Raw genomic sequence first — 19,348 nt, forward strand, 5'->3', positions numbered from 1 at the left:
CGGGGCAGGCAGAGAACAGGTCTCAATTTATAAAGGTGTATGCGTCTTTCTTTCCTCTTGGTTGCATTCGTGGGAATCATCGTGGGGGCAGCGGCTCCGGCAGCGCGGGCCCAGTCGGATGCTGCCACGGCCCACGGCGTAGTGAAGTGGGGCGGCTACATTGAGGTACCCACCCTGAACTCCCGCAAGCAGAAAGTGCCTGGCTTCAGCGAAGCCCAGCTGGTGCTGGATGACCAGGTAGGCTGGTTCAGCATGCGCCTGAGCGGGGCCGTGCGCCAGGGCGAATTCCTCAATATGGTGTACGAGCCTTTTTCGGCCGCCGATGCCAAGCTATACAACGTCAGCAAGCTGCCGGCCGGCCCCGAAGCTCAGCTCATCACCGGCATTGAGATGAAGCAGGCCGTCACGTTCCTGCGGCTGCGGCCCGTGCGGCGCGGCCCCCAGAGCGGCCAGCCCGAGCGGCTGGTTTCGTTCGACTACCGCTACACGCCCACCGGCGCCGGCGTGGCCGCCCGGGGCACCGCCTCCACGCGGAACTACGCCAGCCATTCGGTGCTGCAAAGCGGCGACTGGTACAAGCTGGGCGTGGCCGAAAGCGGCAACTCCAAAAGTGGCATCTACAAGCTAGACAAAGCCGCCCTGATTAAGCTGGGCCTGCCATCGAGCCTTAATCCCAACAACCTGCACCTGTACGGGAATGCCATGGGCATCCTGCCCCAGGCCAACGCCGTGTACCGGCCCGATGACCTGGCGGAAAACAACATCCTGTTCGTTGGTGATAATGATGCGGTGCTTCAGGACAACGAATATTTCCTGTTCTATTCGCCCGGGGCGCACACCTGGGCGGCGCAGGACAACATGTTCCGGCATCGCAACAACGTTTACACCGATACGGCTTACTACTTCGTGAAAGTAGATGCGCGGCCGGGCTTGCGCGTAGCTACTAAGGCGGCCGTGCCGGCCACGGGCTCGCCCGCGAGCATCACTAGCTTCACCTACCGCGACTTCTACGAGCACGACCTGGTGAACCTGCTGCACTCGGGCCGCAACTGGGTGGGCGAGGGCTTCCAGGTGGGCGGCCGGCAGGAGTTCGTGCTGGGCGGCATCAGCGATTTGGTGGCCAATAGCCCCGTGCGCGTTACCACGAATCTGTTGGCCAGCTCCTCAATAGCCAGCGCTTTTCAGCTTACGCTGAACGGACAGTCGCTGGCCACGCAGTCTATCCCCGCCCGCTCCGGCCAGCAGTACACGCCCGACGCAATTATCACTTCTGAAACCAACCAGGTGAGCCTGAGCGCGCCGGGTACTGAACTGCGTCTGGCGTTGACCTACAACAGCGGCGACCCCAGCGCCAGTGGCTACCTCGATTATTTTGAAATCAACGCCGAGCGCCTGCTCAAACTCAACGGCGCGCAAATGGAGTTCCGGACGCTGACCAACGTTGGGCCCCGGGCACAGAACCGTTACGTATTTGCCGGCCTGCCCACCGGAGCAGTGGTGTGGGACGTAACCAATCCGCGCCACCCGCAAGCCGTGACGTTCGAAGCCGGCAGCAGCAGTTTCATCGCGGCGGCCGATACGGTGCGCGAGTTTGTGGCCCTGCAACCCGGCGGCGACTTCAATGACCACCCGGTGCGGGCCTTCGGTAAAGTAGCCAACCAGGACCTGCACGCGCTCAATGCCACCGCGGGAGCACCCATGCTGGACCTGGTTATTGTGACGCATCCGGCCTTCATGGCGCAGGCCAACCAACTGGCTGCTCACCGCACTACGCACGATAATTTGAAAGTGCAGGTGGTGACTCCCAGCCAGATATATAACGAGTTCGGCTCGGGCGGACAGGATGTATCGGCCATTCGCGACTTTATGAAGATGCTGTACGACCGTGCCCCGGCCGGCAAAAACATGCAGCTGCTGCTGTTGGGTGATGCCTCGTATGACTACAAATCAGACCCTTACAACGACAAGACGGCTGAGCCAAAATGGTGGAAAGACCAGCGGGTGCCCTTCAAAACCGATGCGGATTTCGATGCTTTCAACCAGAATTACGTGCCTACTTATGAGTCGCGGGAGTCGCAGGCGCCGTATTTCTCCTCCGGGTTTTACGGTCAGGCCAGCTATTCTTCCGATGATTTCTACGCCCTGCTGGATGACAACGAAGGCGAATGGGACGAGCAAAATATTGGCAGCGAGCTGTTTGATATCGGCGTAGGTCGCTTGCCGGTACGCATGCCCAAGGGCGACCTGCATAATACCACCCAGGCCCAGCAGGTGGTGGATAAGGTGATTGGCTACGATGCCACCGCCGCTTACGGCAAGTGGCGCAACCGCATTACGCTGGTGTCGGACGATGGCAACAACAACATCTTCATTGACAACAGCATTGGGTCTGATGGCATTGCCAACATCATCCAGTCCACCGCGCCGGTCTACAACGTGCACAAAGTGTACCTTGACCTGTATGCCCAGCAGGTTGTGGCCGCCGGCCAACGCTCGCCCGATGCCAACCGCGCCATCGACCAGTCGGTGGAGCAGGGCTCGCTGATTGTGAACTACCTGGGCCACGGCGGCCCCAAAGGCCTGGCCGATGAGCAGATTGTGACCAATGCCTCGGTGCTGGCCCTGCGCAACCCCAACAACCTCACGTTCTTCACCACCGGCACCTGCGATTTCAGCACCTACGACAACCCCGATTTTACCTCGGCCGGCGAGCAGTCGCTCACCGATAATGCCACGGGCGGTGCCGTGGGGCTCTTCACCACTACCCGCGTGGTCGAAGCCGGCCTCAACGCCGGCCTCAACCAGCGCTACTTCAACCGGGTGCTCCAGCCCATCAATGGCAAGATGCCAAACATCGGCACCATTGTGATGATGAGCAAGAACGACTACCAGGCCGGCGGCATCAACAACCGCAACTACACGCTGCTGGCTGACCCCAGCATGGTGCTGGCTTACCCCAAGCAAACCGTGATGCTCGACAGCGTGCGCCAGCGCGTGGGCAAAGATTGGGTGAATGCCGATACCCTGCACGCCCTCGCCCGCATTCGCCTGCACGGCCAGCTATTGAACAACGGCACGCTGAACTCGACCTTCACCGGCCGGGCGCAGGTTACGATTTACGACAAGCCCACTACCGTGATGACCCTGGGCAACGAGCCCGGCGATACTCCGTCGCCGGTCAGCATTCAGGAAAGCGTGATTTACGGCGGGCAGGCCGATGTGGTGAATGGCAAGTTCAGCCTGGTATTCGTGGTGCCCAAAGACATCAACTATCAGGTGGGCATGGGCAAAATCAGCCTCTACGCTTCCGATGGCACGCACAGCATCGATGCCAACGGCTACCAGCCCCGGTTGATGGGCGGCGCGGCCCGCAATGCGCCCGAGGATAACCAGCCGCCGCGCATCAGCTTGTTCATGGACAGCAAGGCGTTTGCGTTTGGCGGCCTCACGGGCCAGACCACCACGTTGCTGGCCGATTTGGCCGATGAAAACGGCATCAACACCACGGGCACCGGCATTGGTCACGACATTACGGCCATTCTCGACCACGACCCCAATAAATTGCTGGTGCTGAACGAGAGCTACGTGGCCAACGTTGGCGATTTCACCTCGGGCAGCGTGAAGAATTTGTTCAAGGACCTGTCGACGGGACCGCACTCGCTCACCGTCAAAGCTTGGGACACTTACAACAACTCGTCCGAGAAGGAAATTGAATTTGTAGTGGCGCAGGACGTCAAGCTGGCGCTCGACCACGTCCTCAATTATCCCAATCCGTTTGCCCACTCCACTACGTTCTTCTTCGACCACAACCAGGCCGGCAGCGAACCCGACAACCTGGACGTACAAGTGCAGATTTTCACCGTGGCCGGCCACTTGGTGCGCACCCTCAATGCCATTGTGCCCAGCACCGTAGCCCACCAGCAGAGCATTACCTGGAACGGCCGCGACGACTACGACGACCAGCTGGCGCGCGGTGTGTACGTTTACCGCCTCACCGTGCGTTCGCAGCGCAACAACTCAGTGGCTTCGAAATACGAAAAACTCGTCATCCTCAATTAATCCGCTTTTATTTGCGCCCGGGTTCCGCCTGGCTCCCTTTTCCCACTCTATGCAGCCTCTCTTTTTCCGTTCGCGCGTGGCGCTTTCAGCCGGCTTGCTGGCTATCGCGGCCACTGCTCAGGGCCAAGTCACTCCCCACGCCATCACCACGGCCGTGCCCATTCTCACGCTCAGCCCCGACTCGCGGGCATCGTCGATGGGGGAGGCCGGGGTGGCCACCTCGCCCGACGCGAACTCGGGCTATTTCAATGCCGGGAAGCTGGGTTTTGTGCCCTACAAATACGCGGCTTCCATCTCGTACTCGCCCTGGCTGCGCAACATCACCGACGATATGAGCCTGTCGTACCTGTCGGGCTATGCCAAAGTGGGGCAGCGGTCGGCCTTCAGCGGCTCGCTGATGTACTTCGATTTGGGCCAGATTGACTACCGCACCGGCACCAACCTGCCGGCCGGCTCCTTCAACCCGAAAGAATACGCGCTGTCGGTATCCTACGGCTTGCAACTGACCGACCACTTCGGCGTGGGCGCTTCGGCCCGCTACATCCGCTCTAACTTGGTGGGGGCCTACAGTGGCAACGACGCCAAGCCCGGCAATGCCGCCGCCGTCGACCTCGGCGCTTATTATACCAAAGATGCCACCATTGGCACGGGCATCTACAACTTCTCCTTCGGGGGCACGATTACTAACATCGGGAACAAAATCACCTACAAGGACCCGACCAACCCGAGCTTCCTGCCCACCACGCTGAAGCTGGGTACGGCCATTACCCGCGAAATCGACCAGTACAACAAAATCACGCTGGCGTTTGATGCCAGCAAGCTGCTGGTGCCCTCGCCGTACTACATTCCCGGCGTGGAGGATAACCGCCAGGATATTATGGACGAAAACACCCGGCGTAACAACCAGAACATCGTGAGCGCCATGTTCAACTCGTTCAGCGATGCGCCCGGCGGCTTCAAGGAGGAGCTGCGCGAAATCAACCTCTCAACCGGCCTGGAGTACAACTACAATGACCTGCTGTACGCTCGGGGCGGGTATTTCTACGAAAACCCCGAGAAGGGCGGCCGTCAGTACGTGAGCCTGGGCCTGGGCGTGCGCTACCAGGTATTTGGTATCGATGGTACCTACCTAGTACCCACAGGGGCCAACTCGCAGGCCAACCCCCTGGCTCAGACCATCCGGGTGTCGCTGCACTTCAACCTGAACAAGCTCGCCGATGCCTTCGACGAGAATGGGGCCGGTGGCACCAGCGGCGAAACGCCTTCGAACTAACCCGCGCTTTTTTAGTTACCCTACAACTCCTCTTCCCGGCCGGGAAGGGGAGTTTGTTATTATTGCATATGCCTACTTCTTCAATTCCCGCTTCGGTGCTCGACCGTACCGTAGCCCCTCCCGTTCAGCCCCTGGCCCGCGTTGTGCTGCCCGATGCTGAGGTGCGCACCTTGCCCAGCGGGGCCCGCCTGCACGTGCTGGCCAACGATGCCCAGCCCGTGGTGCGCCTGCAGGCCGTATTCCGGGCCGGCAAGCTGGCCGAAAACCGCCCCGGTCTGGCTTCCCTCACCGCCCGCATGCTGCTGGAAGGCACCACCACCCGCACCGCCCGCCAGATTGCCGACGAAGTGGCCTTCTACGGCGCGTCGCTGGAGTGCGACTCCGGTTTTGACCGCTCCACGCTCACGCTCTACTGCCTCACCCGCCACTTGCCCACGCTGCTGCCCTTGGTGATTGACGTGCTCAGCAACCCCGCCTTCCCGGCGGCCGAGCTGGAGCAGCTCAAAACCCGCACCATTCAGAACGTGCGCGTCGAGCGCAAAAAGACCAGCTACCTGGCTTCGGAGCGGTTCAACGAGTTGCTCTTCGGGGCGCACACAGCCTATGGCCGGCCCTTCGATGCCGACGCCTACCAGGCCCTGACGGCCGCCGAAGCCCAGGCGTTTCATCAGGCGATGTATTCGTTTGGCAACGCCGAAATCTTCCTGTGCGGCGACGTGGCGGCCGAACAGGAATTGGTGGCCGCCGCCTTTGGCCCGGCGCACGCCAGCGAAATCCCCCCAGCCGCCGCGCCTGCTATTGACGAGCCGATTATTTCCTCGCTGCCCGACCGCGTGGCCGTGGCCGGCAGCTTGCAGGCTTCCATTCGGATGGGCCGGCACTGGCCCGCGCCCACGCACCCCGACACCCACCGCCTCAAGCTGCTGGTGAACGTGTTCGGCGGCTACTTTGGCTCGCGCTTGATGCGCAATATCCGCGAAGACAAAGGCCTGACCTACGGCATCTATGCCAGCGTGGCCCCGCGCGAGTTCGGCACGTCGCTCGTCATCGGCACCGATGTGAAGGGCGAAAGCGCCGACTTCGCCGTGAGCGAGATTGTGCTGGAACTGCGCCGTCTGCAGGATGAATTGATTCCGGAAGAAGAGCTGGAAACAGTGAAAAACTACATCTTGGGCAAGTTTGCCAACGAACTGTCCACCGTTTTCGAGCAGTGCGACAAGTACAAGAACATCGTGTTCCTGAATCTGCCCGCCGATTACTACACCCAGTTTGTGCAGCAGGTTGAAACCGCCGATGCCCAAACGCTGCAAGCACTGGCCCGCGTCTATTTCGCGCCGGAAGCCATGCAGGTGGTCATCGCCGGCCCAGTCGGGGTATAAACTCAATTGTTCCCCATAAAAAGCAGGGCCCCCAAACAACTTGTTTGGGGGCCCTGCTTTTTATATGAAATGTGTTACGCTGGTTCCTGAATAGCGGGCGGCGTGGCGTTGTATTCGGTGGTAGCGGTGCGGTGCTCCGCGCTTTTCTTGCCCTGGTCGTCCTTCACATCGCGGCGGCTGAAGGGGCGGATGATAAGCCGCAACGCCTGGTCGGAGCTGAAGTAGCTGAAGGCCCAGTCCACGAGGGCCACCACTTTGTTGCGGAAGCCGACCAGCGTCATCAGGTGCACAAACAGCCAGGTAAGCCAGCCGAAGAATCCATTGAAATGGATATTTTTGGGTAGGTCGACCACGGCCTTGTTGCGGCTCACGATGGCCATCGAGCCTTTGTTGTTGTACACAAAGTCACGGGGAGTTTCACCGCGCAGCAGACGCTGCAGGTTGGCGGCCAGGTGGTCGGCGTGCTGCTGGGCTACGGGCGCGAGCATGGGCAGGCCTTTGGGCATATCTTCGGTCACCATGTTGGCCACGTCGCCAATGGCGAAGATGTTGGACTGGCCCTGTACCAGGTTCCAGGCGTTCACGGTGATGCGCTTGTTGCGCGTCACCGTTTCGGCGGGCAGGCCGGGCACTTCGGCGCCGTTCACGCCGGCGGCCCACACCAGGTTTTCGGTCGGGATAAACTCAGTATCTGAGAAATATGCCTTGCCGTCCTCGTAGCGCTTGATGGACGTGTTGAGCCGCACCAGCACGCCCAGGCCGTCCATGTAGCGCTTGGCATCGGCCTGCGAGGCCGGCGACATGGGGCCGAGCAGCGCCGGACCGGCTTCCACCAAGAAAATCTGCATGGCCCGCAGGTCCAGTTCCGGGTAGTCCTTGGGCAGCACGTGCTTGCGCATTTCGGCCAGCGAGCCACTGATTTCAACGCCCGTGGGGCCGCCGCCTACCACCACAATGTTCAGCAGGGCCTGCTTTTCGGCCGGGTCGCTGGTGAGCAGGGCTTTCTCAAAATTCTGGAAAATGAAGCTGCGGAGGTTCAGCGCGTTCGGGATGCTCTTGATTTGCATCGCGTTGCGCTCGATGCTTTCCAGCCCGAAAAAATTGGTGAGCGAGCCCGTAGCTAGCACCAGGTAGTCATAATGAATATGACCTACGCTGGTTATCAATGTATTGGTAGCAGGCATTATGCGCTGCACATCGGCCATGCGGTAGAAGAAATTGGTCTGTCCCGCAAAAATCTTCCGAATCGGATATGCAATGCTGTCGGCTTCCAGCGCGCCGGTAGCTACCTGATACAGCAGCGGCTGAAAGTTGTGGTAGTTGTTGCGGTCGACGACGACGACCTGCAACGGCGCTTTTCGCAGGGCCTGGGCCAGGCGCAGGCCACCAAAGCCACAGCCGACAATAACTACGCGCGGCTTATCCGAAACGGGGAGGTTGGTATCCATAGAGTTGAGGAAAGGTCAAACCCTAGGTAAACCGAAAAACAGGGCCTTTGGTTACCGAAACCGGTGGCCGCGCCGATTAATAGTCGTCGTCGGTGTTCTTCTTCTTGAACTCGCCTTTTTTCACCTGCTGAATCAGCTGGAGCCAGCTGAAAGGGTTGAGCAGCGGGTTGTTAGAGTATTGGTTCGGGGCCATGCCCATGTGGCGGTCGTAGTCGAGCTGCTGGTTGCTCATGGTCTGGCGGAAGTTGGCCACCGCGCCCATAGGCTGGGTCCGGAAAATGCGGTTCATCAACTCCTGGTTCAGGTTGTCGGCCGCCGCGCTGCCGCGCTCGGTGGGCAGCCGCAGGGCCAAGAAGGCCTTTTTGAAGTCGCGCTCGGTGGTGTAGGGAAACACCCGCACCTCGGGCAGCACGGTGGCGTCCTCCTTGAGCTGCACAATAACGGAGTAGCTCTGGCGCTGGAAGTCTTTCGGAATGACGATGGTTTGGTTAGCGTAGCCCAGCGAACGAATCACGATGCTGTCGCCGGCCAGCACGGCCATCGAGAAGTAGCCGTAGATGTTCGAGGCCGTGCCGCGGCCGGCTTTGGGCACGTAGATGGTCGCGCCGGGCACCCCCAGCAGGCTGTCGCCGGTGGCCACGATGCCGGTGAACTGAATCACCTTGCGCTTGCCCTGGGCGTGCGCGCCCGGCGTGGCCAGCAGCAGCACCAGCAGGGCGGCAGCCAGAAAGAAGGAAAAGCGACGAAGGCGCAAGAAATCAGGCATATTCAGATAGCGGAAGAACAAATATACGGCGCCACGTTCAGGGCCGATGGTAACTTTGGGCGGAAAGAACGACGGGCGAACTTCCCGCTTCCCAGACAGCAGATGCGCTTGAAACATTTCACGGTTGCTTTTGGTCAGCAACTTTTTAAATCTCTGGGCGACGAAAGCCGCGTGCGCATCCTGCATTTGCTGTGGCGCAATCAGGAAATGGTGGTGGCCGACCTGGAGCAGGTGCTGGATTTCACCCAGACCAAAACCAGTAGGCAATTATCGTACTTAAAGAATGCAGGTTTGGTGAACGTGCGCCGGCTGGATAACTGGATGTACTACTTCCTGAAAGAAGAGACGGCCGAGCTGCTCCAGCAGTTGCTGGCCTTCATGGAAAAAGACCCCCAGCTGCTGCACGACCAGCAAGTGTACCAAACCCTGTGGTCGAACCGCGAGCTGGCCGCGTATAAGCTCCAGAACCGTCACTGGCACGGCCCGGCTTAGCATTGGGCCTGGTTAATTTCTTTCGTTTATGAGCTCCGTTCGCCGCCTTTTTGTGTGCACCAATCAGAAATCCGGAGTAGGGGAGGATGTTGCCAAAGCCCTGAAAAAAGAGTTGAAGATTCAGGGCCTGAAAAAGCTCCTGACAGGCGGAGAACGGGAGCGCGTGCGCGTGCAGACCTGCAACTGCCTCGACCTCTGCAAACACTGCAAAAAAGGCCCTGGTGCGGCCCTCATCGTGTATCCCGAAGGCACGGCTTACGGCAAAGTGCGCCCCGCCGACGCGGCCGAGCTGGTGGCCCGGCACCTGGGTCAGGGGCAGGTGGTGGAACGCCTGCTGCTACGCGACCAGTAAGACGGCAAAAGCCGGCATTTGCGGGGGAGAAAAGGCCTTTGGCCGACCCAGAAGCTGGCGCTGCCAACCGTGGAGCTGTATAATCCGTTGATAGAGCAATTCATTTGCTTTTCATTCTCGCTCCCATGCGTTTTTCTCTCGCAGCCCTGGCCCTTGCCGGGCTGAGCCTTACCGCTGCCGCCCAGCCGGCTGCCCCCCCCGATTCGGTTTACACCACGCCCCCGGCCGCGCCGCGCCCCGTTGGCCTCGTGCCAATGGCCGGGCAGCAGGTCCGCAGCACGAAGTCATTCGGGCAGTTGGGTAAGAATGGAAACTTAAGCCTGTTGCCCATTCCGGTGCTGTTTTATCAGGCCGAAACCGGCCTTGGCTACGGCCTGGGCGCGCTGCTCAGCGGCCGGTTTTCGGCCGATACCCTCACCCGGCCATCCAACGCCCGCGTGCAGTACTGGACCACCACCGAAGGCCAATCGCTCATTCAACTGGTGCACTCGGTGTATACGCCGGGCGAGAAATTCTACCTGAACGGTGAAATCAGCGCCTACGATATTCTGCTGTACTACTACGGCAAAGGGCCCAATACCACCAGCGCCAATGAGTCGGAAACCGACTATAAGCTGTTCATTATCAACCAGCGGATTCAGAAACAGATTGCGCCCAAGCTATTTTTTGGCGCGCAGTACCGCTTCACCAAAATTACGGACGTGCACGGCCCAGCCACCGCTACCGATGATAAGACCGCCAGCATATTCTACAACGAGGGGCGCATGACGGCTCGCGAGCGGCAGAATACGCAGATTTCCGGCCTCGGCCCGGTTATCACCTACGACACGCGCGATGTGCCGCTGGCCGCTTTCCACGGCAACTTGCTTGATTTTGGGGCCACGTTCAACGGCACGGGCCTGGGCTCGGACTACCGCTTTGTGCGCTACCAGCTCGACGCCCGCCACTTCCAGCCCATTGGGTCCAACCGCACCATTCTGGCCGCGCAGTTCCTCGGGCAGTTCCATACCGGCGATGTGCCGTTCCGCGAGCTGGCCGGCCTGGGCGCCAACCTGGGCGGCACGCTCTACAACAACGCCAACCTACTGCGCGGCATCTACGAGCAGCGCTTCCGCGACCGCCAGATGATTATGTTCCAAGCCGAAATTCGTCAGAAACTGTTCTGGCGCATCGACGGGGCTGTTTTTGGCGGCGTTGGCAACGTGAACAACTACATCGACAAGTTCAACCTCAGCGACACGAAGTATGCCGGCGGAGCGGGCATCCGTTTCAACTTTATCCGCCGCGACCGCGTGAACCTGCGCCTTGACTATGCCGCCGGTACCGGCAGCTCGCCGGGCATCCTGTTCGCTATCGGCGAAGCGTTCTAAGCGCTGCTGATTGTTCTGGAAAGGCTTCTCCTGATTTCAGGAGAAGCCTTTTTTGTGAAATTCAACCGGGATTTATAACCAAAACAACAGCTTGGACTATTGGGCTGGCTGGCTGATAAATGGCTGCGCTGAAAGCTCGTCATTGGCTGCGCCAGCTTCTCACGGAATAAGCTGAGCCTTATCCTTTCGCCACGGCCCGGCGTACACCCGGCTCGATGGACCACGCTACTCCCGCGCGCTTCCTGGCGGCCCACGAAGCCACCGCTACCGCCCCCGTTTCTTCGTTGCTGAGGCAGCCCACGCCGCCGCGTGACCACTGCGCCGCGCGCCTGCGCCAGCAGTTGGCGCCGCCCCGCGCCGGCCTGCGTATCAGCGTCATCATTCCGGCCAAAGACGAGGCCGCCACGTTGCCCGCCGCGCTGGCCGCGCTCGCCGCTCAGGTCACCGAGTGTGGCCAGCCTTTGCCGCCGGATAGTTTCGAGGTAATTATTCTGGCCAATAATTGCCAGGATGCCACGGCCGCCGTGGTGCGCCATCAGGCCCGGCAGTTTCCTGCGCTGGTGGTGCACGTAGCCGAGCTGTGCCTGGCCGGCGACACGGCCCATGTAGGCCGCGCCCGCCGCCTGCTGATGGATGAGGCCTGTGCCCGGCTGGAGCAGGTGGGCCAGCCTGCCGGCATCATTGCCAGCACCGATGCCGATACCCGGGTAGATTCTGCCTGGCTGGCCGCCATTCAGGCCGAAATAGCGGCCGGGGCCGACGCCGTGGGCGGCCGCATTATTACCAGTAATGAAGAAGCCGGTCCGGACGCGCTCCAACGCATCCAGGCGCACGACGCGGCTTACCGTCTGCTTTGCGCCCGCCTCGAAGACCTGATTGACCCCGCGCCACTGGACCGCTGGCCGCGCCATCACCAGCATTTTGGGGCCAGCCTGGCGCTCACGGCCCGGGCCTACCGCCGGGTGGGCGGTTTGCCCGAGGTCCGGTTTCTGGAAGATGAAGCCTTGTGTCAGGAGCTACGCCGGCACGATTTGGCCCTGCGCCACAGCCCCCAGGTGCGCGTTCTCACCTCGGCCCGCCGCCAGGGCCGGGTAGAAGTAGGCCTGTCCTGGCAATTGAGCGAATGGCTGCGCATGAGCCAGCAGCAGCGCGAGCCGCACGTAGAAAACCCCGTGCAACTGATGCGGCGGTGGCAGCTGCGCCGCCAGCTACGCGCCTGCTGGGCTGGTAGCCCGGGGGCCGAGCTGGACGCTACAATGGCCCGCCTCGGCCTGCCCGTGGCCACCGTGCTGGCCCAGATGCAACGGGCGGCTACATTCGGGACATTGTGGGAATGGGCGCTGGCCCACAGTCCCAGCCTGACTACGGCGTTGGTGCCGCTGTCGCGGGCGCTGCTGGTGCTGCCCCGGCTCATTCGGAGTGGCGTGGTGGCGGAGCGGCAGCCGGTGGTCTAGCGCTTTTCCAGCAAGTCGAGCCGGTAGGTTTCATGCCGCTGGCCGGCGAGGTGGCGCAGCGGGTTGTTTTCAGCGGTTTTGGCCAGAAAGAATTCGTGCACGTCGTCGCCGGTCAAAGGATAGTCGTGCACGGGCGGCGTCCAGTGCACCAGCAGCAGCTGGCCGCCGGGTTTTAGGCCGGCTATTAATAAATCTGCCGCGCGGGCTAAGTCGGCCGGCGACCAATAGTAGCCAACTTCCGAAAGCACGATTAAATCGAACGACTGATTAGGAAATTCCTCGGGCACCCGCAGCTGCCGGATTTCGACCTGTGGCAAGTCGGCGCACCGCGCCCGGGCCTGGGCCAGAGCCGCCTCGCTCACGTCCACTGCCAGCAGGCGGCCACAACGCGGGGCCAGCTGCGCCGTGAGCACGCCCAGCGAACAGCCGATTTCAAATACCTCAGCGTAGTGTGGATGGGGCAGTGCGGCGAGCGTAGCGGCGTATTTTTCCCGCTCATAGGGGCTGGCCTCGAAATTCCACGGGTCGCGGTTGGCTTGATAAACGTGGTCGAAATACTCCGGCGGCAGGGTATTGGGCTGGTTCTCGTTCATGATTCAAGCGCTTCAAAATAGACTTCGTAGGGTCCGGCAAAGTGGGCCAGCATTTCCGACGACAATAAAAAACCTTCGGCATCATCAGTAAACACCCCGGGCGCTACCTGCGAGCGGTGCGCCGCAATGGCCCGCTGTTTTTGCTCCAGGCCCGCCGCAATGTCCAGCCGGAATCCCTGCACGGTATCGACCGCCGTGGGCAGGTCTTCCGGTGCGGCACGCTCCCAGGCCCACACCACGTATTCGAGGCGGCGCGGCGGGTGCGGCATGGCGGCCAGCGTGGCTTGCACCAGTTGGGCGGTGGCGCGGTGGTCGGGGTGCGGGTCGCGTCGCCAGGGCACCAGTACCGTGGCTGCTTGCTGGTGCTCCAGAAAATCCTGTAGCTGCGCTACGGCTGCGGTAAAGCTGGGCTCGGTTGGGCTGGTGGGTACGCGGCCATCGGGCAGGCCAAGCAGCAGCGGCTCCTTTTCAGATGCCCCCAGAATGGTGAGAGCGTGGCGAAATTCGGCCTCTCGCACCGCCTGCCGCGCCGGTGCCGAAAACAAGGTAGAATTGGGGTGCGACATTGTGCCGTCGCTCACCAGCACGGCCGCTACGGGCTGCCCGGCCTGGTGCAGCAGGGCCAGCAGGCCCCCGCAGCCCAGCGCCTCATCATCGGGGTGCGGGGCGATAACTACGGTGGAGCCCAGCTCAGCTACAAAGCTGGCGGCGCGAACTGGATATTCGGAAAAAGGAAGCACGCGGGAAAATCCTGATAACTGACAATGAAAAACTAAAACGTCTTGCCTTCGAGCACGAAACGGCCCACATCGGCCAGCGCGCCATCGGGCGCGGGCTGGCGCAGGTAGTGGGTGAGGTCACGGTGCAGGCGCTCGAACGGCTGGGGGCGCAGCAGGCCACGCGCACCTACGCAGCGCTCGGCCAGGCGCAGCATATCCAGGCTAATGGTTTCGATGGCAGTACGCGTCATGTTAGCATAGGCCACGGTGGCCTCGGCACCTTCCGCAGTAGCCGCATTGGGGCGGCCGGCGTTTTCAGCGGCCCCGCGCAGCCACTGGCGGCCGCTTTCCAGCAAAATGGCCATTTCGCCGAGGCGCTGGCGCTGGTAAGGGTCGTCGGTGCGGCCCAGGCCGCGCAGGAAACTCACGGTTTCGTCAAAAACGGCTTCGGCCCCGCCCAGCTGCACGGCGGCAAACCGGATGGCCCCGCCGCTGAATGCCGGCTGGCGGTAGTAGGCATCGGGCGGGCCGATGAGGTCCTCCGGGCCGATTTCCAGCCCGGTCAAATCGGCCCGGAAGCTGGCCGTGGCCCGCATCCCCAACGGTTGCCAGAAGGAGCGGTCCAGCGCGGGCGGCTGCGCATCGGCCGGCAGCACAAACAGCTGCCAGCCCTGCCCATCGGGCAGCGCCCCGGTGATGAGTGGCCGCGCCAGATGCCCGGCACCGGAGGCAAACGTTTTGGCTCCGCGCAGGCGGTAGCGGCCGTTGGGCAAGGCCTCCAGGTGCACCCCATCGGCCGGGTTTTCGGTGTTCCAAACGCCAAATAAGTGCCCGGCGCGGGCGTCGGCGGCGTAGCGGGCCACCTGTTCAGCTGAAGCCAATTGCTGAATAAGCAGCAGCGCATTTGCGTGGCCTTCGTACACGCGGCCCACGGCCAAATTACCGCGTCCAATATGCTGCAACACCCGCAGTAAGGGCAGCGTGGCCGCTGGTGTGTGAAGCCCAGCCCCGCCGAGGGCCGCTGGCAGCACCGCCGTGAGCAGTCCGGCCGCATGCAGCCAGCCAAATTCCTGGGTGGGAAAACCGCCCTCTACATCGGTAGCAGCGGCTTGGGCAAACAGGCGCGAGGCCAGCTGCGCGGCGGCCTTTTCAGCTTCGGCAGGCGTTATCAACGGGTTAGCGGTTTCAACAATTTCGGATTCGGTAGCGGGCAAAGGAGCAACGGAGGTGGGCATATGCGAGGATGGAAAAAGCAGCGGAGCTTGCTATACTTCCCAAAGCGGCGCAGTGTTCGGGCGGGGCTGATTTGGTTGCCGCCCGGCGTGGTGGTAACAATTCGGTAACACAGCCGGCGGGCTGCGGGCTGAGCCCGGGCGTACCTTCGTGGCGGCAATTGTGCCCAGCTTTTTCGCCCGTTTTATGTCGTCCCGTCCCATTCGCGCCGCGTTGCTTTCCGTGTATCACAAAGGCCGACTGGCTCCGCTGGTGCAGGTTTTGCGCCAGCACGGCGTCACGCTGTATTCCACCGGTGGCACCCAGAAATTCCTCGAAGATGAAGGAGCCGAAGTAACCGCCGTGGAAGACCTCACCGGTTTTCCCGAAGTATTCGGCGGCCGCGTCAAAACGCTGCACCCCAAGGTGTTCGGCGGCATTCTGCACCGTCGCCACGACGTAGGCGACCTCGCCGAAGCCGAGCACCACGCCATTCCGCCCATCGATTTGGTGGTGGTTGACCTGTATCCATTCGAAGAAACCGTAGCCAGCGGCGCCGAGGAACAGGACATCATCGAAAAAATTGACATCGGCGGCATTTCCCTGCTGCGCGCCGCCGCTAAAAACTTCCGCGACGTGCTCGTTATCAGCAGCCGCGACCAGTACGCGGCCGTGACCGAGCTGCTCACCGCCAAAAACGGCGCTACCGACCTCGAAGACCGTCGCCACTACGCCGCCGCCGCCTTCGCCACCACCTCGCACTACGACACCGAGATTTTCCAGTACATGAGCCAGGGCACGGCTGTGGCCGGCACAGCCCTGCGCCTCAGCGCCCAGCCCGCCACGCCGCTGCGCTACGGCGAAAACCCCCACCAGGCCGGCACGTTTTACGGCGACCTGACGGCGCTATTCGACCAGCTCCACGGCAAGCAGCTCAGCTACAATAACCTGGTAGATGTGGATGCCGCCGTGGCCCTCATGGCCGAATTCACCGACGGCGAGCCGGCCTGCGCCATCCTCAAGCACACCAATGCCTGCGGTGTAGCCCAGGCCGCCACCCTGCATGAGGCCTACGTAAACGCCCTGAGCTGTGACCCGACTTCTGCTTTCGGTGGCGTCATCATTGTGAACAAGGAAGTGGACGCGGCCACCGCCGCCGAGCTCAATCAGCTGTTCTTTGAAGTGCTGATTGCCCCTAGCTTCGCCGCCGATGCGCTGCCCGTGCTCCAGAGCAAGAAAAACCGCATTCTGCTGCTGCAAAAGCCGGTAGAGTTTCCGAAGAAGCAAATCAAAACCCTGCTCAACGGCATCATCGAGCAGGACGCTGACCGCCAGACGGAAACCGCCGAAGATTTCCGCACCGTGACCCAATCAGCTCCCACCGAAGAGGAAACGGCTGCCCTGGTTTTCGCTGGCAAAATCTGCAAGCACACCAAGAGCAACACCATCGTGCTGGCCCGCGCCGGCCAGCTGCTGGCCTCCGGCGTGGGCCAGACCAGCCGCGTCGATGCCCTGCGTCAGGCCATTGAGAAAGCCCGCACCTTCGGTTTCGACCTGCACGGGGCCGTAATGGCTTCGGATGCCTTCTTCCCCTTCCCCGACTGCGTGGAAATTGCCGGCGCGGCCGGCATCCGCGCCGTGGTGCAGCCCGGCGGCTCCATCAAGGACGCCGACACCGTGAAGGCCTGCGACGAGTTGGGCATGGCTATGGTGCTGACTGGTGTGCGGCACTTCAAGCACTAAGATTGGATTGCAGTAGGGTGCGGGGCAAGCCCGGCACCCTACTGCATTAGCAAAAGGCCCCGGCGACCGCAACGTTGCCGGGGCTTTTTGCGCTCTGAGGAAAATTTATCACAATTCAAGGTTAGCACAATTGGAAACTGGATTGCTACGTTGCGCTGCGCTCCGCCCGCAATGACCGGGCTGACCTTTTCCACAAATGCCATAACTCCGTGCACAAAGCCCGCGCAAACCTTCCGTACCTTTGCGCATTATTCTGCCCGACCCTATACCCGGGCTCCGCCTTATTGCAGCTAACTCAATGGGTTTCTTTAATTTCCTGACCAGCGACATCGCCATCGACCTGGGTACGGCCAATACGCTCATCATTCACAACGATAAAATCGTGGTGGACGAGCCGAGCATCATCGCCAAAGACCGCACCACCAATAAAGTCATCGCCGTGGGCCGCCAGGCCCAGCAGATGCACGAAAAAACGCACGATAACATCCGCACCATCCGCCCGCTGAAGGATGGCGTAATTGCCGATTTCCACGCCGCCGAGGAAATGATTAAGGGCATGATTAAGATGATTGACACGCGGAACCGGCTGTTTCAGCCCTCGCACCGCATGGTTATCTGCATCCCTTCGGGCATCACCGAAGTAGAAAAACGCGCTGTGCGGGACTCCGCCGAGCACGCCGGAGCCAAGGAAGTCTGGATGATTCAGGAGCCCATGGCCGCTGCCATCGGCATCGGCATCGATGTAGAGCAGCCCGTAGGCTCGATGATTATCGACATCGGTGGTGGCACGACGGAAATCGCAGTCATCGCGCTGTCGGGCATTGTGTGCGACCAGTCGATTAAAACGGCCGGCGACGTGTTCAACCAGGACATCCTCGACTACATGCGCCGCCAGCACAACCTGCTCATCGGCGAACGGTCGGCCGAGCGTATCAAAATTGAAGTGGGCGCGGCCCTTACCGAACTCGACGTGCCGCCGCCCGACCACGAAGTGCGCGGCCGCGACCTGATGACGGGCATTCCGAAAGTTATTAAAGTGACCTTCTCGGAAATCGCCATTGCCCTCGATAAATCGGTGGCGAAAATTGAAGAAGCCGTATTGAAAGCCCTCGAAATTTCGCCGCCCGAATTGTCGGCCGATATTTACGAAAACGGTATTCACCTCACCGGCGGCGGAGCGTTGCTGCGCGGTTTGGACAAGCGTTTGGCCGCCAAAACCAAGCTGCCGATTCACATCGCTGAAGACCCGTTGCGCGCCGTGGTGCGTGGTACCGGCAAGGCTATCAAGGATATTCAGGCATTTAAAGGTGTGCTGCTGACGTAATTATAGGATAGTAATTGAACGTCATGCTGAGTGTAGTCGAAGCATCTCTACCGCGTAATTAATCCCTTTCGATTGGATTACTCTTCGCAGTAGAGATGCTTCGATTACGCTCAGCATGACGTTCTTTTGCTAGTCGTTCAATTGCCAATTAATTAACTCGGTGTAACCCCGTGCGGAATTTATTTCTTTTCCTATTTCGCTTTCGCGGGGCGCTGGTATTTGGCTTATTGGAAATAATAAGTCTGTATTTATTTATTACCAGTAATTCGTATCAGCGGGCGGCGTTTTTTAATTCGGCGAATACCTACGCGGGCACGGTGCTGGCCCGCCGCACCCAGATTCTGGATTACTTCCATCTGGCCGAAATGAACCAGCAGTTGGCTGCCGAGAACGCCGCGCTCCGCCAGCAGCTGTATCCCGCCGATTCGGTGCGGCGCGAGGCCGATTCGGTGGCGCTGCCGCCGGCCCGCACCGATTCGCTGAAGCGCGTGCGCTACCAGCGGCCGGCCACCAAGCCCGATACCTTATTGCTCGGGCAGCAGCTCGTGGCGGCCCGCGACCCGAGTTATCCACTTATTCCGGCCCGAGTTATCAACAACATGCTGCATAATGTGGACAACTACCTCACGCTAAACGTGGGCAGCGCCGATGGCGTGGTGCCCGGCAAGGGCGTAATAGCCGCCGGCGGCGTAGTAGGCCGCGTGAAAGTGGTGAGCGAGCATTACGCCACCGTGACCAGCCTGCTGCACTCCCAAACCCGCATTGCCTCCAAAATCAAGCGCGATGGCACGTTTGGCACCATCAAGTGGCAGGGCGACGCCCCGACCCATGCGCTGCTGGACAACGTGCTACGGGAAACCAAGCTGGTGAAAGGCGACACGGTGGTGACGTCGAGCTACAACTCGGTATTTCCAGAGGGCATTTTCATTGGCACCATCGAGTCCTTCGTGAAGGAGCCGGATAAGAATTTCTGGACCATCCGGGTGAAACTGGGCGTCAATTTTGCCAACCTGACCTATGTCTACATCGTGACCAACCGCAACAAGCCCGAGCGCGATACCGTGGAAACCCACACGGGCATCTTGCCGAAAGGAGGGGCGCGACCATGAACGGCCTGCGGTTCATTTTTGTACAAACGCTGCGCTTTCTGCTGTATGCAGGCGT

General features: G+C 61.0%; 15 protein-coding genes. 10 read left to right on the forward strand and 5 right to left on the reverse strand.

The window, feature by feature from the left end:
• Positions 1-39 precede the first annotated feature (39 nt).
• The 3 genes from porU (at position 40) to ACYVM5_RS10810 (ending at position 6,711) form a co-directional block, all read left to right on the forward strand.
• Complete coding sequence (porU, locus tag ACYVM5_RS10800; RefSeq protein WP_460618125.1) at positions 40-4,059, forward strand: type IX secretion system sortase PorU; 4,020 nt, start codon at positions 40-42, stop codon at positions 4,057-4,059.
• A 49-nt stretch (positions 4,060-4,108) separates the two neighbouring features.
• Complete coding sequence (porV, locus tag ACYVM5_RS10805; protein WP_460618126.1) at positions 4,109-5,332, forward strand: type IX secretion system outer membrane channel protein PorV; 1,224 nt, start codon at positions 4,109-4,111, stop codon at positions 5,330-5,332.
• 68 nt (positions 5,333-5,400) lie between these two features.
• Positions 5,401-6,711, forward strand: coding sequence for a M16 family metallopeptidase (locus tag ACYVM5_RS10810; protein ID WP_460618127.1), 1,311 nt, complete (start codon positions 5,401-5,403; stop codon positions 6,709-6,711).
• Between the two features lie 74 nt (positions 6,712-6,785).
• Here the strand turns inward: ACYVM5_RS10810 and ACYVM5_RS10815 are convergent, their stop codons facing one another.
• Together ACYVM5_RS10815 and ACYVM5_RS10820 are read right to left on the reverse strand one after the other, a co-directional pair.
• Positions 6,786-8,159 (reverse strand): NAD(P)/FAD-dependent oxidoreductase, encoded by a 1,374-nt coding sequence (locus tag ACYVM5_RS10815; protein ID WP_460618128.1) that lies wholly within the window; start codon positions 8,157-8,159, stop codon positions 6,786-6,788.
• A gap of 76 nt (positions 8,160-8,235) precedes the next feature.
• Entirely contained in the window at positions 8,236-8,925 is a 690-nt protein-coding gene (locus ACYVM5_RS10820; RefSeq protein ID WP_460618129.1) for a carboxypeptidase-like regulatory domain-containing protein, read from the reverse strand.
• A 102-nt stretch (positions 8,926-9,027) separates the two neighbouring features.
• Between ACYVM5_RS10820 and ACYVM5_RS10825 the strand changes: the two genes are divergently transcribed.
• The 4 genes from ACYVM5_RS10825 (at position 9,028) to ACYVM5_RS10840 (ending at position 12,593) form a co-directional block, all read left to right on the forward strand.
• Complete coding sequence (locus ACYVM5_RS10825) at positions 9,028-9,417, forward strand: ArsR/SmtB family transcription factor (RefSeq protein WP_460618130.1); 390 nt, start codon at positions 9,028-9,030, stop codon at positions 9,415-9,417.
• A 28-nt stretch (positions 9,418-9,445) separates the two neighbouring features.
• Positions 9,446-9,769, forward strand: coding sequence for a (2Fe-2S) ferredoxin domain-containing protein (locus tag ACYVM5_RS10830; RefSeq protein WP_460618131.1), 324 nt, complete (start codon positions 9,446-9,448; stop codon positions 9,767-9,769).
• Positions 9,770-9,894: 125 nt separating this feature from the next.
• Entirely contained in the window at positions 9,895-11,139 is a 1,245-nt protein-coding gene (locus ACYVM5_RS10835; protein WP_460618132.1) for a BamA/TamA family outer membrane protein, read from the forward strand.
• Between the two features lie 215 nt (positions 11,140-11,354).
• The gene (locus ACYVM5_RS10840; protein WP_460618133.1) at positions 11,355-12,593 is read left to right on the forward strand and encodes a glycosyltransferase family 2 protein; all 1,239 of its coding nucleotides are present in this window, start codon (positions 11,355-11,357) and stop codon (positions 12,591-12,593) included.
• On the opposite strand, the gene ACYVM5_RS10845 is transcribed toward ACYVM5_RS10840, so the two are convergent.
• From ACYVM5_RS10845 to ACYVM5_RS10855, 3 genes are read right to left on the reverse strand one after another with little or no spacing between them, the layout of a single operon-like run.
• The gene (locus tag ACYVM5_RS10845) at positions 12,590-13,186 is read right to left on the reverse strand and encodes a class I SAM-dependent DNA methyltransferase (protein WP_460618134.1); all 597 of its coding nucleotides are present in this window, start codon (positions 13,184-13,186) and stop codon (positions 12,590-12,592) included. The genes ACYVM5_RS10840 and ACYVM5_RS10845 overlap by 4 nt on opposite strands.
• Positions 13,183-13,926 (reverse strand): PIG-L deacetylase family protein, encoded by a 744-nt coding sequence (locus ACYVM5_RS10850; RefSeq protein ID WP_460618135.1) that lies wholly within the window; start codon positions 13,924-13,926, stop codon positions 13,183-13,185. Before ACYVM5_RS10850 ends, ACYVM5_RS10845 begins: the two co-directional genes overlap by 4 nt.
• A gap of 32 nt (positions 13,927-13,958) precedes the next feature.
• Complete coding sequence (locus tag ACYVM5_RS10855) at positions 13,959-15,140, reverse strand: acyl-CoA dehydrogenase family protein (RefSeq protein WP_460618136.1); 1,182 nt, start codon at positions 15,138-15,140, stop codon at positions 13,959-13,961.
• Between the two features lie 184 nt (positions 15,141-15,324).
• On the opposite strand from ACYVM5_RS10855, the gene purH reads away from it, so the two are divergent.
• The 3 genes from purH (at position 15,325) to mreC (ending at position 19,293) form a co-directional block, all read left to right on the forward strand.
• Positions 15,325-16,860 carry a bifunctional phosphoribosylaminoimidazolecarboxamide formyltransferase/inosine monophosphate cyclohydrolase gene (gene purH / locus ACYVM5_RS10860; RefSeq protein ID WP_460618137.1) on the forward strand — a complete coding sequence of 512 codons (1,536 nt, stop codon included), beginning with the start codon at positions 15,325-15,327 and terminating at the stop codon, positions 16,858-16,860.
• Between the two features lie 298 nt (positions 16,861-17,158).
• Positions 17,159-18,184: a rod shape-determining protein gene (locus ACYVM5_RS10865; RefSeq protein ID WP_208177625.1), complete on the forward strand. Its 1,026-nt coding sequence runs from the start codon at positions 17,159-17,161 to the stop codon at positions 18,182-18,184.
• 170 nt (positions 18,185-18,354) lie between these two features.
• A complete protein-coding gene (mreC, locus tag ACYVM5_RS10870) occupies positions 18,355-19,293 on the forward strand; it encodes a rod shape-determining protein MreC (protein ID WP_460618138.1) in 939 nt (312 codons plus the stop codon).
• Positions 19,294-19,348 lie beyond the last annotated feature (55 nt).

Source organism: Hymenobacter ruber (genome assembly GCF_054783255.1).

Excerpts from the sequence above, each read along its gene's own strand:
- porU (WP_460618125.1), top strand. The coding sequence starts at position 40 with ATGCGTCTTTCTTTCCTCTTGGTTGCATTCGTGGGAATCATCGTGGGG.
- porV (WP_460618126.1), top strand. The coding sequence starts at position 4,109 with ATGCAGCCTCTCTTTTTCCGTTCGCGCGTGGCGCTTTCAGCCGGCTTG.
- ACYVM5_RS10810 (WP_460618127.1), top strand. The coding sequence starts at position 5,401 with ATGCCTACTTCTTCAATTCCCGCTTCGGTGCTCGACCGTACCGTAGCC.
- ACYVM5_RS10815 (WP_460618128.1), bottom strand. The coding sequence starts at position 8,159 with ATGGATACCAACCTCCCCGTTTCGGATAAGCCGCGCGTAGTTATTGTC.
- ACYVM5_RS10820 (WP_460618129.1), bottom strand. The coding sequence starts at position 8,925 with ATGCCTGATTTCTTGCGCCTTCGTCGCTTTTCCTTCTTTCTGGCTGCC.
- ACYVM5_RS10825 (WP_460618130.1), top strand. The coding sequence starts at position 9,028 with ATGCGCTTGAAACATTTCACGGTTGCTTTTGGTCAGCAACTTTTTAAA.
- ACYVM5_RS10830 (WP_460618131.1), top strand. The coding sequence starts at position 9,446 with ATGAGCTCCGTTCGCCGCCTTTTTGTGTGCACCAATCAGAAATCCGGA.
- ACYVM5_RS10835 (WP_460618132.1), top strand. The coding sequence starts at position 9,895 with ATGCGTTTTTCTCTCGCAGCCCTGGCCCTTGCCGGGCTGAGCCTTACC.
- ACYVM5_RS10840 (WP_460618133.1), top strand. The coding sequence starts at position 11,355 with ATGGACCACGCTACTCCCGCGCGCTTCCTGGCGGCCCACGAAGCCACC.
- ACYVM5_RS10845 (WP_460618134.1), bottom strand. The coding sequence starts at position 13,186 with ATGAACGAGAACCAGCCCAATACCCTGCCGCCGGAGTATTTCGACCAC.
- ACYVM5_RS10855 (WP_460618136.1), bottom strand. The coding sequence starts at position 15,140 with ATGCCCACCTCCGTTGCTCCTTTGCCCGCTACCGAATCCGAAATTGTT.
- purH (WP_460618137.1), top strand. The coding sequence starts at position 15,325 with ATGTCGTCCCGTCCCATTCGCGCCGCGTTGCTTTCCGTGTATCACAAA.
- ACYVM5_RS10865 (WP_208177625.1), top strand. The coding sequence starts at position 17,159 with ATGGGTTTCTTTAATTTCCTGACCAGCGACATCGCCATCGACCTGGGT.